Origin of the sequence: Pyxidicoccus xibeiensis (genome assembly GCF_024198175.1) — a bacterium.
Taxonomy (GTDB): domain Bacteria; phylum Myxococcota; class Myxococcia; order Myxococcales; family Myxococcaceae; genus Myxococcus; species Myxococcus xibeiensis.
The window spans coordinates 133,458-147,958 of the sequence record NZ_JAJVKV010000018.1; the positions used below are offsets into that span (position 1 = coordinate 133,458).

Genomic DNA, 14,501 nt, shown 5'->3' on the forward strand with positions numbered 1-14,501 from the left:
CACCCGCCGCCAGGGTCGTCTCATGTGGGCAGTCAGTCCTCCCGATACATGACGCATGGAGATACGCTGCGCCTCGCACATGGCCTTCCTGAGACGGGTTCCCTGGCGTTCCCTGATTCCCCTGATGCTGCTCACCGTGGGCGCGGCGTACTCGCTGGCGTCCTGGAACTGGTGTGGCGTCTGGGCGGAGCGCGCGCCGGTGGTGGTGTCCCAGGTGCGTGACGAGGGGCCGCTGCGCGCGGGTGCGGCGAAGGTGGCGCTCGTGCCGCCCTTCCCGGTGGTGGTGGCCGGCTACTCGCCGCCCCGGCCCGAGGCGAGCCAGGCGGACCCGCCGCTGCACGCGCGCGCGGTGGTGCTGGAGGTGGGCGGGACGCGCGTGGGGCTGGTGTCGCTGGAGCTGCTGTCCGTCACCCAGGAGCTGGTGGCCCGGGTGCGCGCGCGCGCCGCCACGGCCGGGCTGAAGGACGTGCTCGTCGTCGCCACGCACACGCACTCGTCGCTGGGCGGGTATGACTCGCGGCTGGTGGCGCAGCTCGTGGGTACCGGCCGCTACCGGCAGGAGTCGGTGGATGCCATCGCCGCGGCCGCCGTCGAGTCCCTGGCCCAGGCGACCGCCGCGCTCACCGACGTGACGCTGGAGGTCGGCCAGGCGCGCGAGCCGGGCTTCGTCTACAGCCGCAGCGGTGGCGCGGCGCCGGATGGCACGCTGACCCGCGCGGTGCTGCGCGGCCAGGCGGGGCCGGTGGCAGAGCTGCTCGTCTTCGCGGCGCACCCCACGATGGTGCCTCGCCAGCGGGCGTACGTGGACCCGGACTACCCGGGCCGGCTCAGCTCGCTGCGCGAGGCGGACGGCAGCGGCGTGACGCTGTTGTTGCAGGGGACGGTGGGCAACGCGTCGGTGTCCTTCTCGAAAGGGCAGGGGCTGGAGCGCGTGTCGGCCTTCGCCCAGGCGCTGGCGGCGCTGGCCGGCAAGGCGCCCCTGGCTCCCGTGGAGGGACCGGTGAGGCTGTCGCTGGCGCGCGTGGAGGCGGCGATGCCCCGGCCGGATGCGTCCCGGCTGGTGCCGTCGCTCACGCGCGCGGCCGGGGACAACCTGCTGTGCGGCTCCGCGCAGCGCGTGGCGGAGGTGGGCGCGCTGGCCCTCGGGCCGCTGGAGTGGGTGGCCGTGCCGGGCGAGCCCACGGTAGGGGCCGGCGCGGAGCTGCTGCGGCGCACCGGCGCCACGGGCGTGCTGGGGCTGGCGGACGGGTACGTGGGCTACGTGGAGACGGCCGAGCTGGTGAAGGACCGGCGCGGCGAGTCCATGCGGCAGTACTTCGGCCCCGCCCTGCTGGAGCGGCTGGTCGTCGCGGCGGAGCTGGCGGCGGGGACGGCGGGCTTCACGCGCTGAACGCTTCGTTCACGAAGCCGTGCCCGGTCGCGTCCGGACGGGTGAAGATGCCCGTCCATGAGCCAGACCGACCCCCGCATCACCCTGGAAGTGCGCGGCCACATCGCCCTCATCGGCATCAACCGTCCCGAGAAGCGCAATGCCTTCGACGTAGGCATGCTGCGCGCCTTCTCCCTGGCAATGACGGAGGCGGACCGGAACCCCGAGGTGCGCTGCATGGTGGTGTTCGCCGTGGGCGACCACTTCTCCGCCGGCCTGGACCTGGCCAGCGTGGCGCCTGCGCTCGCCCAGGGCGAGGGGCTCGCGCCGAAGGACTCCGTCGACCCGTGGGGCACCCACGGGCTGCTGCGCACCAAGCCGCTCATCGTCGCCGTCCAGGGCCTGTGCCTCACGCTCTCCATCGAGCTGATGCTGGCCGCCGACATCTCCGTGGCCTCCGAGGACGCGCGCTTCGGGCAGATTGAAGTCAAGCGCGGCATCTTCCCCTTCGGCGGCGCCACGCTGCGCTTCCCGCAGGTGGCCGGCTGGGGCAACGCCATGCGCTGGCTGCTCACCGGCGACGAGTTCGACGCGCGCGAGGCGCACCGGCTCGGGCTGGTGCAGGAGGTCGTCCCGAAGGGGCAGCAGTTGGAGCGCGCCCTCAAGCTGGCGGAGACGGTGGCGAAGCAGGCGCCCCTGGGCGTGCAGGCCACGCTCGCCTCCGCCCGGCAGACGCTGCACGAGGGCCCCGAGGCCGCCGCGAAGGCCCTGCTGCCCCGGCTGCTGGAGCTGGTCGGCACGGAGGACGCGGCCGAGGGCGTGCAGTCCTTCATCGAGCGCCGGGAGGCCCGCTTCACCGGCCGCTGAGCGGAATGGAACCTCCATTCCAGCGGCTCAGGGGGCGGGGAGGGGACACGCGGCCAGCGTCTCCAGCGTGGCCCGCTCCCCCGGGCCCGCCAGGTCCACCACGGTGAGCCGGAAGCCCCTGCCGTCCGGGATGCACACCGTCGCCACGTAGCCCTGCGGCGTCCGCTCCGCCACCGCCGGCAGGGCGCCGGCCTCCGCGAACGCGCCCGACGCGAGCAGCGTGGCGAACTGCGTGCGCTTCGACACCTTCCGCCAGCGCAGCGTGAAGCCCGGCACCTTCTGCTCGAACCGGGCGGAGTGCCAGCCCTCCAGCGGCACCGTGTGCCCCTTGCGGACCGACACGAGCATGCTGCTGGCCGACAGGAGCTGGTGGACGGTGAGCAGCGTCTTCCCGGAGACGGGGTCCAGGGCCTTCGCGCGAAGCTTGTCCACCTGGAGGTCCGCCTCCGGGAAGAGGTTCCACGTCTGGTCATACGCGTGGGGCGTCTCGCTGCTCAGGTCGTCCAGGACGAGCACCAGGTCCTGCCGCAGCAGCGCCACCGCGCGCTTGTGCAGCACCCCGTCGTAGAGCGTGTGCGAGCCTGACTGGTACGCCCAGCCCCCGGCCACGCCGCCAGTGGACAGGCCGGCCTTCGCGGTGCCCTCTCGCTGGTCCCCTCCGTCCACCACCACCGTGTTGTGGGCGCGCGTGCCGCGGAAGTAGTCATAGCCCTCCGTCTCCGGCTCGTTGGTGTAGTGGCCCGAGTCCGGCAGCAGCGTGCGCCCCGCCGAGTACAGGTGCACCGCCAGCGCGTCCAGGTGGCTGTGCAGGGTGCGGTAGGGGCCCACGTCGAAGATGACGTGCGTCTGCATCTTGAAGTTCTTCGCCGCGCCGAAGCTCGAGCGCAGCACGGCCTGCCCCGACGACGGGAAGAGCACGCGCGTCTCCAGCGGCGGCGTGCCCGCGGCGCCCGCGGAGAGGACGTAGGCGAAGCGCGGGTCGATGGCCGCCATCTGCTGGAACAGCGGCGTGTCCTGCGACCTGCGGATGTTGCGCTCCACGCTGGAGCCAATCATCGGGATGTCCCCGTCCGGCAGGACGATGTGCGTGGCGTAGCGGAGCATCTGCCGGATGCGCGGCTCGGCGTTGGCGGACAGCGCCACGCCGTGCATCTGGGCCCAGTGGTAGAGCTGCCAGAAGCCCGTCAGGAAGTAGAAGTGGTAGAAGGGCGACTGCTCCACCTCCACGCCATCCGCGTCGAGCACCTTGTCCAGCAGCAGGTCCAGCCGCGCCACCGCGGTGGCGCGCCACTCGGGCGAGGCGTCGAAGCCGGGGAAGTTCTCCGCGATGAGCAGCAGCGCCCCGGCCTGGGCGAGCCCGTGGTTGTAGTCCTCCTCGAAGTTCTCGGGGTCCCTCAGGAAGGCGCCCAGCTCCTGGATGCGCAGGCGCAGGCGGCCCGCCAGCGGCTCCTTGAGGCTCCGGTCCGAGAGCAGCTTCACGTACGTGTTCACCAGCACCATCGCCCGGAAGGCGGCGGTGTGCTTGTCCCAGGCGAACCCGGACTGGTGTCCGCGCTGGGCGAAGCCCTCCAGCACGTGGAGCAGCTTGGCGCGGTAGCGCACGTCGCCCGTCTGCCGCCACGCCCACAGCAGGTGCCGCGTGGGCCTCAGGCCGTAGAAGGTGAAGCGCCAGTACTTCTCGTTGAAGGGGTCCTCCGTCCAGGTGAGCGACGGGGAGAGCTGGACGGGCTCGAAGCGCGGCACCGGCCAGCGGTCCTGGAGGATGAGGTCCGCGTCCGCCAGCGTGCCCTCGTCGAGGAACGCGTACACCAGCTCCCGGGCCGACGGGGCGGCGCGCGGGAGGCAGGCCTCGGGCACCTGCTCACAGTCCGGCAGGTCCAGGGGCTCCGACGCGAGGTGCGAGGGCTCCGCGAGCTCCCCGGACGGCGACCGTCCCAGGGCCAGGGGCCCCGGGGTGGAGAGCAGCAGGACGAGGACGACGAGGGGGGCGGGGGCGCGCATGCACCCCGCAAGCTGGCTCGCGGCGCCGACGGGGCCATTGCCTTGTCGGATGACTCCGTGTGCAGCAGGACGGTGGTGCGTTCTACCCAGGCCCTAGAACTTCTCGAACTTCGACTTCTCCTTGCGCTTCTTGAACAGGAGCGCGGTGCGGCCCAGGAGCTGGGCGAGCTCGGACTGGGTGCCCTCGGCCACCTTCGCGGCGGCCTCCTGGCGCGTCTCCGGGCCCTCGTTGATCTTGATCTTGATGAGCTCGTGGTCCTTCAGGGCCTGCTCGACCGCGGCGATGACGCCTTCGGTGACGCCGGAGTTCCCGACGATGACCACCGGCTCCAGGTGGTGTCCTAGCGCGCGCAGGGCGCGGCGTTGCTTCCCGGTGAGCGGCACGTTCCTCGACTCCTTCATGATTCGTGGCAGGGGACCCCCGGTATCACCCGGGAGCGGGGGACGCACCCTACTTCTTCTGGGACGCCATGCGGATCTCCCGCTGCGCGTCGATGTGGTCTGGCTGAAGCTCCACGGTCCGCTTGAAGTGCTTCAGGGAGCCCGGGACGTCGCCACTCAGCTTGGCAATCACCCCCAGGAAGTAGTGCGCGGGGGCGCAGCGCTCGTTGCGCTTGATGGCGTTCATGATTTCGCGGAACGCCTCGGGCTGGGCGGCCTTCTTGTCCGTCGCCGTGAAGAAGCGCGCGTAGCCCCGCCACGCGTAGAACTCCGCCTCCTCCGCGTTCAGCTTGATGGCCTCGTCCAGCATCTTCACGGCCTCGGGGAACTTGCGGGCCTTCACGAGGATGGTGGACTTCTGGAACAGCTCCTCGGCCATGAGGATGGAGTTGATGTCCACCTCTGCCCCGGCGCCGCCACTCTTGAGCTCTTCGATGTAGGCCGCGCGGCTCTTGTCGTCCGAGAGCATCCGGTACGCATCGCCGATGTACGCGAACACCTCGGCCTTCAGCTTCTCCAACTCCGGGGGCGCGCCCTGCGGGAGCGTGTCAGGGTGGTACAGCTTGGCCAGGCGGAAGTAGGCAATCTTCACCGCGCTCGAGTTCGTCTGCTCCGTGAGCGCGAGCCGCTGGAAGTGGTTCTGCTGCTTCATCGCCATCGCGAGCTGGCGCAGCGCGGGAATCTCCTCCGCGCCCGGGGCATTCGCGGGCGTGGCGGCGGCGGCCGGGGCCGCCGGGCGGGCAGGCGGGGCCGCGCCCACGACGGGAGGCGCACCGCCGGGAGGACGCGGCGCGGTGGCGCTCGGGCCCGCGGGCCGGGGTGCCGCGGCGGCGGCTCCGGCGGGGCTCGGCCCCACGACGGGGGGCGGGCGCGGTGCCGCGCCAGGACCGGCCATTGGCGCGGTGGCGGGGCGGGCCGGGGCACCTGGAGCGGCCGGCGACGCGGCGGCGTGGGGCGCGGCTCCCGGTGCGGCAGGGCGGGGCGTCGCGCCTGGAGCGGCGGCGTGGGGCGTGGCTCCCGGCGCGGTGGAGTGGGGCGCTGTGCCTGGAGCGGCGGGACGGGTCGCTGCTCCCGGCGCGGTGGAGTGGGGCGCGGCTCCCGGCGCGGTGGAGTGGGGCGCTGTGCCCGGCGCGGTGGAGTGGGGCGCTGTGCCCGGCGTGGCGGCGTGAGGCGCCGAGGCCGGCGCTGCCGCGGGGCGAGGTGCTCCCGCGGCAGGCGGGGGCCCGACGGTGGGGGGCGTGCCCGGACGCTGGGGCGCGGCTCCCGGTGCGCCCTGGGGGGCCGTGGGCGGGCGCTGCCCGGCGGAAGGTGGCGTGGCGGCGGGTGGGGGCGTGGCCGAGGTCGCTGGCGGCGGCGCGACTGCGACCGCCCTCGCGGGCGCGGCGAAGGACACCGCGTCCAGCTCCTTGAGCAGGAAGCAGATGCGCAGCAGGTGGTCGGCGTCCTGGGGGAAGTCGGTCAGGAGCTGCGCCACCGAGCGCACCCCGTCGATGACGGCGAGCGCACGGACCTCATGTGGCGTGAGGCGCAGCTCGCTCGCGGCCACCAGCCCACCGGACTTCATGATGGGCAACTGGAGCACCGACGCCAGCCGGCGCTTGAGGTCCCCGGTCGGCAGCCGGCGCACTGTGTCGCTCAGCACCGCCCAGCGGTTGCCCAGCGGCATCGCCTTCTGGCCGGGCAGGTCGCGCGGCTCGAAGGTGAAGGTGCCGGACTCGGCGCGCAGGCCTCGGGACAGGATGAGGACCGCGCGCTGTGCCAGGTGCGTGAAGGCGCTGGCCGGCTGGAGCAGGCCCAGTCCGAAGAGGGCGGAGAGCAGCTCTCCTCCGAAGCGCTCGCGCGCGGCCTCGGCCTGCTGGAGCTGCTCGGACGTGAGGAGCCGGGCTCCCATCAGGGAGACGCCGAGCGCGTCATCCGGGTGCGAGGAGTCGACGAACTCGGGGTTGCCCTTGCGGAAGTGGATGAGGACGGTGCGGTCCGGGAGCGTGAGCGTGAGCAGCCCCGTCTGCTCCCCGGCGGCGATGCGGCCGTAGAGGCGGATGGTCGAGTGCTGCTCGAGCTGTCCCTGCGACGGCATCGCGAAGGGAGATGCGTCCTCTGGCACCACCGCGGGAGCGGGCGCGGCGCTCGCGGCGGGCGGTGGCTGGGCGGGACGGGCCTGCGTCGCCGGTGGCGGCGTCGGCGCAGTGGCGGGATTCGGTGCGGCGGCGGGCCTTGCTGCCTGGGGTGCTCCAGAGGACGCTCCGGGGGGCGTGCCTGGGGCTCCAGGAATCGTGCCCGGCGTGGCGGAGGCGGCGACGCCCGGCTGTGTTCCGGGCGCGACGGGCGGACGGGTTCCCGGTCCGGCCATCGGAGCCGCTCCCGGCCCAGCGGGTGGGCGCGTCGCGGGGCCGCCCGTGGGAGCCATGCCCGGCGCCATGCCCGCTCCGGCCATCGGCGCGGCGCCGGGTCCGGCCATCGACGGTGCTCCAGGCCCCGTGGGCGGACGGGTTCCCGGGCCAGCCATCGGTGCGGTGCCAGGACCGGCCATCGGTCCGGTGCCAGGGCCCGCCATCGGCGTTGCTCCAGGTGCCGAGGGAGGCCTCGTTCCCGGACCCGCCATGGGTGGTCCTCCTGGCGCCCCGGGAGGCCGGGTGCCCGGTCCGGCCATCGGCGCGGTGCCGGGGCCTGCCATCGGCGTTGCTCCCGCAGCCACGGGCGGACGCGTCCCAGGTCCCGCCATCGGCGCTCCACCCGGCCCCATGGGAGGCCGCGTTCCGGGCCCCGCCATCGGTGCCGCACCCGGAGTCGGCGTCCCCTGCGCCGCATGAGGCGTCGCCTCGGGCGTGGGGCCAGGCGAGCTGACGGCGCCGGGCCCGGAGGTCAGGTCCGCCGGCGCGCCATCACCCCAGAGGGTGCGGGGGAAGACGTCGCGGACGGCTTCCGGGAAGCGCCAGGGGAAGGCGAAGTTGAGCCCGTCCTCGGACACCTGGAGCTTGCCCTTGATGGAGCCGCTCTCGATGAGCAGTTCGATGGTCGGCAGGGTGAGGGGCCCCCACATGGTGCCCCTGTCGTTGCGGACCCAATACTGCCGGACCTCACCCTCCGCCATGCGCCGCTCGACTCCGTTCGACTGCGTGAAGAGGGAACCCTACCGCTGTCCTCCCGAGGGTCAAAGCAGACGGCGGGGCGGCAGACCCGTACTGCCCGTCAGGGCATCACTCCGTCCAGCGCCGCCAGCCCCAGCGCGGACAGGCACGCCGCGTCCGCCCGCTGCTCGGCCGGCGGGTCGAAGCAGGACACCTCGGTGTCGAACACCTTGCACAGCCCCGCGGGCGTGGCGGCGCAGGCCGCCTTGGAGAACGCGGTGGTACACGCATAGCCACACACCGGACCCGTCTCGCTGTTGCGGCACTCGGGCGCGGGCAGCGTGCGCTTCCACGCACACAGCGCGGCCGGGGACGGGTCGAAGCAGGTGATGCGGCCGCTCGCCAGCTTGCACACGCCCGCCGGCGTCCGGGCACAGCGCACACCCTCCGGTGCATTCACACAGCCATAGCCACACGTCAGCTGCACCCCGTTGCTGATGCAGTCCGCGCGAGGCGTGTCCTTGCCATACACGGCGAACACCACGGCCGGCGGGTCGAAGCACTCCACCTCTCCACCGCGCCCCTTGCACACTCCCGCCGGGGACTTCGCGCACTTCACCCGGCCGGGCTGCGTGGCGCAGTTGTAGCCACACGCCACCACCCCATCGATGTTCTTGCACTCGGGGGCCGGCAGCGCCGCGCCGTAGGCCTTCTGGACGTAGGCCGGCGGGTCGAAGCACACGGCCTGCCCGTCCACCACCTGGCAGTGGCCCTGGGGCGTCTGCGCGCACCGCACCCGCTGCCCGTCCGACTTGCACCCGTAGCCGCACGACACGTGGCCATCCAGGGAGCGGCAGGTGGGCGCGGACGGGTCCTGCGACGGAGGGGCCGACCCCAGCGTGAGCGCCAGCACGGTGACGAGGGAAGCGAGCACGGGGACCTCGAGGGGGGCAGAAGCGACGTCTGCCGCCATTGACACCCAAGGCGCCCGGTTGCGCAAGCGGGCGACCGCGACGGAGCGCGCGCAGCGTGGTACCCAGGCGCCGCCCGCGCGGAGGTGGGCCCCCGTGGACGTGGACGTCAGCACGCTGCACCTCATCCTGCTCTGCCTCGCGGCGCTGACCGCGGGCATCGTGGACGCCATCGCCGGAGGCGGCGGGCTCATCACCCTGCCCGCGCTGCTGACGGCCGGCCTGCCACCGCACGTCGCGCTGGGCACCAACAAGGGCCAGTCCGTCTTCGGCACGCTCGCCGCGCTGGTGCGCTTCTCCCGCGCGGGGCTGGTGGACGGGAAGCTGGCGCGGGTGACGTTCCCCTTCGGGCTGGTCGGGGCGCTCGCGGGCGCCGCGCTGGTGCTGCTGGTGAAGCCGGAGGTGCTCAAGCCGCTGGTGCTCGTGCTGCTCATCGGCGTGGCGGTGTTCCTCACCTTCCGCAAGTCCCCGCGCCCCAGCGACGCGCCGGAGCCCGGGCCGCGCCCCCGGGCCCAGGCCATCGGCGCGCTCATCGCGCTGGGGCTCGGCACCTATGACGGCTTCTTCGGCCCGGGCACGGGCACCTTCCTCATCGTCGCCTTCTCCACGCTGCTGGGCCACGGCCTGGCGCGCGCGTCCGCGGACGCCAAGGTGGTGAACTTCGCCTCCAACCTGGCCTCGGTGGCGCTGTTCGCCCTCAAGGGCGTGGTGCTGTGGAAGGTGGCGCTGCCCATGGCCGGCGCCCAGTTCGCCGGCGCGTACATCGGCGCGCACCTGGCGGTGAAGGGCGGCGACACGCTGGTGCGCAAGGTGGTGCTCGGCGTGGTGGTGGCGCTGGTGCTGAAGCTGGGCCACGACGTGGTGACGGGCTGACGCCCCCCGTCAGCCGATGTGCACCAGCAGCGCGTCCCCGCGCTTCGCCACCGTGGCCATGAACTTCTGCAGCTCCTCGAAGTAGGAGACCAGCTCCTCCAGGAGGTCCACGTCCTCCTCGGGCTCCTCCCAGGTGCCGGGGTAGATGTCCTGCGCCTGCATCTTCGCCGGGTCATACCGGCGGCGCAGCGTGGCCTCGGACACCTGCTGGAGCGCCGCGGAGAGGGCCTTCACCTGCGCGGGCGTGAAGACGCGCGCGGTGCCCTCGTCGGAGGGGATGTCGCCCACGTCCTCGCCCCCGCGCACCAGGAAGTCCAGCGGCGCGGCGCCCTCCCAGGGCGTGCCCGTCAGCAGATACTGGAGCCCGTGCCACGCCTCGCCGATGTCCAGCTCCACGAAGGCCGTGCCCTTCGCGTCTCCGAAGTCCTCCTCGTCGTCGAGGAAGTCCTCCAGGCGCTCGGGCGCGCGGAGCAGGGCGGCGCGCTGCGCCTCCGTGGCGCTGCGCAGGGTGCAGAGCATCTCCATTCGGTGTGACCTCGGGAGCCCGGGATGGGCCAATGGCGGCGGCGACCCTACCAGCCCTGCGCGAGGCCACGGAACCTTTGCGGTGCCGGCGCCGTCCGGAGGCGCACGAATGCGGCCTACCGGAGCGGGCGGGCCACGGCGCTGGCGGGAGCCGACTCGGCCTCGGCCGCGACGTCCAGCTCTCCGCCCAGGGGCAGCTCGACGGTGAAGGTGGCGCCCAGGCCCGGCGTGCTGGCCGCGGCGACGGTGCCTCCGCTCGCCTCGACAATCCTCCGGACGATGTAGAGCCCCATCCCCAGGCCGCTGAAGTGCCGGCTCGACACGGCCCGCTCGAAGCGGTTGAAGATGCGCTCGAGCGACTCGGCGGGAATGCCAATCCCCTCATCCCTCACCGTCAGCCGCGCGTGCGTGCCCCGCTGCTCCAGCCGCACGGAGATGGGCTTGCCCGCGCCATACTTCAGGGCGTTGGACAGCAGGTTGTCGAGCACCTGCTCGAACCGGCGCGGGTCCACCCGGCCCGGCATCGCCCCGGGCACGTCCAGCGCGAGCGGGCACCTGACGCGCGCCGCCTCCGGCTCGAAGCGCGTCACCGCCTCGCGGACCAGCGAGGAGAAGTCCACCCGCGCGGGGCTCAGCTCCATCCGGCCCGCGGAGATGCGCGACACGTCGAGCAGGTCATCCACCAGCTCCACGAGCTTCTTCACCTGCCGCTGGGCGACGTCCAAGTGGGCCAGGCCCCGCTCCGGGGCGGGCTGCGCCGTCAGCTCGCGCCGGAGCGCCTGCAGCTTGAGTCCGAGCGGGGTGAGCGGCGTGCGCAGCTCGTGGCTGGCCACCGCGAGGAACTCGTCCCGGGCCGCCAGCGCCTCCTCGGCGAGGGCCAGGCTCAGCCGCAGCCGGGCGGAGTCCACCCACAGCATCCGCAGCGTCAGCCCCACGCAGGCCACCACCGCGAGGAAGAGCACCCCGCGCTGGAGCAGCAGGGGCGGTTGCTCGACGAGCGGCGGCAAGAGGCCGCCCACCACCAGCACCCAGACATCCACCACGAAGGCGGCGACCATGTAGCGGGCCAGGGCGGGCCGCTCCAGGTAGGGCAGCACCAGCGCCACCCCGGCGATGGGAATCATCATCAGCGCCGCGTAGAGGAAGCCCAGGAACGGCGCCCCGAGGGCAATCATCACCAGCAGCGCATGGCCGCTCACGGACGAGGCCCGCGCGGACTGTCCATTTCCGGCCAGCCGCCGGGCCCAGGCGAGCGCCACCGCGTACACCAGCACGGCCACCGCCCCACCCGCGAAGGCCACGCTGCGGAGCACCACGGCCAGCGCGGTGTAGACGAGCAGGAAGCCCACCGCGACGGGCAGCATCCAGGTGAGGAACTGCCGCAGCCGCAGCTGCTTCAACGCTTGTTCGGAGGACTCATGCATCCCAGATGACCCGGCAACGGACTGGCGGGCCGACCGAACCACGAGTCACGGCCCCATGTCATGTGGGGACCTGGGCGAACGGTTGAGTGGTGACCACGGCCCTCCAGCGAGCGTGCGCGGGAGGGCCTGGCAGGAGGCTTGCTACTCCACCACCACCAGCTTCGCGTTGTTCTCCACGGCGGTGCCTTCCCTGGCGAACAGCTCGGTCACCTTGCCGGCCTTGGGGCTCTTGAGCTCGTTCTCCATCTTCATGGCTTCCACCACGACGAGCCCCTGGCCCTCCTTCACCTCGTCGCCCACCTTCACCAGGACCTTGACCACCTTGCCCGGCATGGGGGCGGTGACGAGCTGCTTGCCCTCCACGGAGAAGGCGGCGTTGCCCGCGCGCAGCCGCAGCCGGCGCTCGTCCGCCACGTCGATGCGGTTCACCTGCCCGCGCAGCATCACGCCCACCTCGTCGCCGTTCTCCTCGAACTCGACGCTGTAGGACTGGCCGTCCACGAGCATGGTCATCGTGCCGTGCTCCAGCATGATGGCGTCCACCTGGTGCGTCACGCCGTTGACCGTCAGCTTGTAGCGGTCATTGCCCAGCGGCTCCAGGTCCACCGGCACCGCTTCCTTCTGGCCCTGCTGCTTCGTGAAGTAACGCATGGAAGTCTTTCCGAGCTCGAAGGGAAGGGGTTAGCGGCGGCGCGTGCTCAGCGCCAGCTTCCACGGGGACGGACGGCCATTGCCGCCGCCCTGGCCAGCGCCCTGGGGCAGCGTCTTCGCGCGCTTCTGGTCGCGCTGGTACGCGTGCACCACGCTGGCCAGCAGCGCCATCTCGCTCAGCTTCGGGTCCTCCGCGCCCAGCAGCGTCTCGTGCTCGCGCGTGAGGAAGCTGGTGTCGTAGTCGCCCCCGATGAACTCGGGGTGCGCGAGAATCGCCTTCAGGTAGCGGATGTTGGTGGTGATGCCCTTCACCACGTACTCGGACAGCGCCCGCTGCGTCCGCGCAATCGCCTCGCGCCGCGTGGGGGCCCACACGGACAGCTTGGAGATCATCGGGTCGTAGAAGTTGGGCACCGTGTAGCCGGGGAACACGCCCGAGTCGTCACGGACGTTGGGCCCGCCCGGCACGCGCAGGTACGTAATCTTCCCGGGGCTGGGCATGAAGTTGCGCGACGGGTCCTCCGCGTAGACGCGCACTTCGATGGAGTGGCCGCGCGGCTCGGGGGCCTGGGTGAGGGCGAGCTTCTCTCCCTCGGCGGCCTTTATCTGCATGGCGACGAGGTCCAGCCCCGTCACCCACTCCGTCACCGGGTGCTCCACCTGGAGGCGGGTGTTCATCTCCAGGAAGTAGAAGTTGCGGTGCACGTCCACCAGGAACTCCACCGTCCCGGCGCCCACGTAGTTGACGGCCTTGGCCGCCTTGACGGCGACCTCGCCCATCTTCGCCCGCAGCTCCGGCGTGAGGATGGGGCTGGGCGTCTCCTCCACCACCTTCTGGTGGCGGCGCTGCGCCGAGCACTCGCGCTCGTTCAGGTGGATGGTGTTGCCGTACTGGTCGGCGAACACCTGAATCTCCACGTGGTGGGGCTTCTCCAGGTACTTCTCGATGTAGACGGCGTCGTTGCCGAAGGCGTTCATCGCCTCGCTCTTGGCGGCGCGCCACGAGGAGTCGAACTCGTCGACATGGCCCACGCGGCGCATGCCCTTGCCGCCGCCACCGCCGGCGGCCTTGAGCATGACGGGGAAGCCAATCTTCACGGCGTAGGCGCGCGCCTCGTCCTGGGAGGCGAAGGGCTCGGTGCTGCCGGGGACGACGGGCACGCCGGCCTTGGTCATGTTCGCGCGGGCGCGGGTCTTCTCGCCCATGGCGTCCATGGCGGAGGCGGGCGGGCCGATGAAGGTGATGCCGGCGGCCTCGCAGGCGCGGACGAAGGAGGCATTCTCCGAGAGGAAGCCGTAGCCGGGGTGGATGGCATCCGCGCCGGCCTGCTTCGCGGCGTCGATGATGCGCTGCTGCACCAGGTAGCTCTCACGCGAGGGCGGGGGCCCCACGAAGTACGCCTGGTCGGCCGTGCGCACGTGCAGGGCGGAGCGGTCAGCCTCCGAGTACACCGCCACCGTGGCGATGCCGAGTTCCTTGCAGGTGCGCATCACCCGGATGGCGATCTCGCCGCGGTTGGCGACGAGCACTTTGCGGATCTTGGGCATGGGCGCCCCTCTAGCACGAGGCGCCCCGGATTTCGCGCCCCTACTTCCGGTTGCTCCGGTACTGCTCCATGTAGAGCTTGGCCTGCGCCAGCTTGGCCTCCACGAACCGGTCATCCTCGTCCGGCTCGGGCGGGACGGGCGGCTTGGCGGCGCCCGGCTCGTTGCCGAAGTCCACCGCCGCGGCCAGCAGGTTGCGCGCCGCGTTGCCGCCGCCAAACAGCTTGGCCAGCATGCCCGTCTCCACGTCCAGCCAGCGCGCGGCCTGGCGGATGACGTCCAGCACCTCGCCCTCCACGGCCTTGGAAGGACGGCCCGGGCCACTCACACACGTGCGCGCATAGCTGTGCTCCCGGTCCACGAAGACGCCCAGGGCGCGGTCGCGGAAGTCTTGCGCGAGCGCCTGCGTCATGGCGTCCAGCTGCTCCTCCAGGAAGGGCTGCTCGGACTTGCGGGCCTTGCGCCCCGGGGCGGGGGGCAGCTCCAGCTCGGCGGCGTGCCAGCCCGCCTCGGCGAGACCCTCCGGTGGCGCCTCGACCCACTTGATTTCTGGCGTGGGGAGCTCCACCGCCTCACAGACGCGCTTCAACGTCTGGCGCAGTGCGGTGAGGTTACCTTCAACGTCGGAGAGAAAGAGGATGAGTCGGCGGTGGGACAAATGGGGTTCCTTTCCTGGCAACCTGAAAGCCCGTGCGCCACCCTCAAATTTCCAGGATGGCGCGTGCCTGCCTGCCCTGCTGCCAGGGCAGCTCGCTCGCTCCCCATA

At 72.4% G+C, this 14,501-nt stretch carries 12 protein-coding genes; 3 read left to right on the top strand and 9 right to left on the bottom strand.

The genetic code is table 11. From position 1 onward, the window contains the following. The first annotated feature begins 79 nt into the window (after positions 1-79). Both LXT23_RS43750 and LXT23_RS43755 read left to right on the top strand, forming a co-directional pair. A complete protein-coding gene (locus LXT23_RS43750) occupies positions 80-1,390 on the top strand; it encodes a neutral/alkaline non-lysosomal ceramidase N-terminal domain-containing protein (RefSeq protein WP_253986452.1) in 1,311 nt (436 codons plus the stop codon). Positions 1,391-1,447: 57 nt separating this feature from the next. Continuing rightward, positions 1,448-2,236 (top strand): crotonase/enoyl-CoA hydratase family protein, encoded by a 789-nt coding sequence (locus tag LXT23_RS43755; protein ID WP_253986453.1) that lies wholly within the window; start codon positions 1,448-1,450, stop codon positions 2,234-2,236. Between the two features lie 27 nt (positions 2,237-2,263). On the opposite strand, the gene LXT23_RS43760 is transcribed toward LXT23_RS43755, so the two are convergent. The 4 genes from LXT23_RS43760 to LXT23_RS43775 form a co-directional block, all read right to left on the bottom strand. Beyond that, complete coding sequence (locus LXT23_RS43760; RefSeq protein WP_253986454.1) at positions 2,264-4,237, bottom strand: heparinase II/III family protein; 1,974 nt, start codon at positions 4,235-4,237, stop codon at positions 2,264-2,266. 93 nt (positions 4,238-4,330) lie between these two features. Next, positions 4,331-4,639: a ribosome assembly RNA-binding protein YhbY gene (gene yhbY, locus LXT23_RS43765; protein WP_253986455.1), complete on the bottom strand. Its 309-nt coding sequence runs from the start codon at positions 4,637-4,639 to the stop codon at positions 4,331-4,333. Positions 4,640-4,688: 49 nt separating this feature from the next. Beyond that, positions 4,689-6,755 (bottom strand): DnaJ domain-containing protein, encoded by a 2,067-nt coding sequence (locus LXT23_RS43770; protein ID WP_267146745.1) that lies wholly within the window; start codon positions 6,753-6,755, stop codon positions 4,689-4,691. 1,112 nt (positions 6,756-7,867) lie between these two features. Then, positions 7,868-8,680: a hypothetical protein gene (locus LXT23_RS43775; RefSeq protein WP_253986457.1), complete on the bottom strand. Its 813-nt coding sequence runs from the start codon at positions 8,678-8,680 to the stop codon at positions 7,868-7,870. Between the two features lie 133 nt (positions 8,681-8,813). On the opposite strand from LXT23_RS43775, the gene LXT23_RS43780 reads away from it, so the two are divergent. Next, a complete protein-coding gene (locus LXT23_RS43780) occupies positions 8,814-9,590 on the top strand; it encodes a TSUP family transporter (protein ID WP_253986458.1) in 777 nt (258 codons plus the stop codon). A 9-nt stretch (positions 9,591-9,599) separates the two neighbouring features. Here LXT23_RS43780 and LXT23_RS43785 read toward each other — a convergent pair whose 3' ends face one another. The 5 genes from LXT23_RS43785 to LXT23_RS43805 all read right to left on the bottom strand — a co-directional run bounded on the left by LXT23_RS43785 (position 9,600) and on the right by LXT23_RS43805 (position 14,393). Next, on the bottom strand, positions 9,600-10,115 hold the full coding sequence (locus LXT23_RS43785) for a YfbM family protein (protein ID WP_253986459.1): 516 nt from the start codon (positions 10,113-10,115) through the stop codon (positions 9,600-9,602). A 116-nt stretch (positions 10,116-10,231) separates the two neighbouring features. Next, entirely contained in the window at positions 10,232-11,515 is a 1,284-nt protein-coding gene (locus tag LXT23_RS43790; RefSeq protein WP_253986460.1) for a sensor histidine kinase, read from the bottom strand. 165 nt (positions 11,516-11,680) lie between these two features. Then, on the bottom strand, positions 11,681-12,190 hold the full coding sequence (locus LXT23_RS43795; RefSeq protein ID WP_253986461.1) for a biotin/lipoyl-containing protein: 510 nt from the start codon (positions 12,188-12,190) through the stop codon (positions 11,681-11,683). Between the two features lie 30 nt (positions 12,191-12,220). Continuing rightward, positions 12,221-13,738, bottom strand: coding sequence for an acetyl-CoA carboxylase biotin carboxylase subunit (accC, locus tag LXT23_RS43800; protein WP_253986462.1), 1,518 nt, complete (start codon positions 13,736-13,738; stop codon positions 12,221-12,223). A 40-nt stretch (positions 13,739-13,778) separates the two neighbouring features. Beyond that, entirely contained in the window at positions 13,779-14,393 is a 615-nt protein-coding gene (locus tag LXT23_RS43805) for a hypothetical protein (RefSeq protein ID WP_253986463.1), read from the bottom strand. Positions 14,394-14,501: the final 108 nt, after the last annotated feature.

Coding starts and splice junctions, on each gene's coding strand:
- LXT23_RS43795 (WP_253986461.1), bottom strand. CDS start 12,190: ATGCGTTACTTCACGAAGCAGCAGGGCCAGAAGGAAGCGGTGCCGGTG.
- LXT23_RS43750 (WP_253986452.1), top strand. CDS start 80: ATGGCCTTCCTGAGACGGGTTCCCTGGCGTTCCCTGATTCCCCTGATG.
- LXT23_RS43760 (WP_253986454.1), bottom strand. CDS start 4,237: ATGCGCGCCCCCGCCCCCCTCGTCGTCCTCGTCCTGCTGCTCTCCACC.
- LXT23_RS43755 (WP_253986453.1), top strand. CDS start 1,448: ATGAGCCAGACCGACCCCCGCATCACCCTGGAAGTGCGCGGCCACATC.
- yhbY (WP_253986455.1), bottom strand. CDS start 4,639: ATGAAGGAGTCGAGGAACGTGCCGCTCACCGGGAAGCAACGCCGCGCC.
- accC (WP_253986462.1), bottom strand. CDS start 13,738: ATGCCCAAGATCCGCAAAGTGCTCGTCGCCAACCGCGGCGAGATCGCC.
- LXT23_RS43770 (WP_267146745.1), bottom strand. CDS start 6,755: ATGCCGTCGCAGGGACAGCTCGAGCAGCACTCGACCATCCGCCTCTAC.
- LXT23_RS43785 (WP_253986459.1), bottom strand. CDS start 10,115: ATGGAGATGCTCTGCACCCTGCGCAGCGCCACGGAGGCGCAGCGCGCC.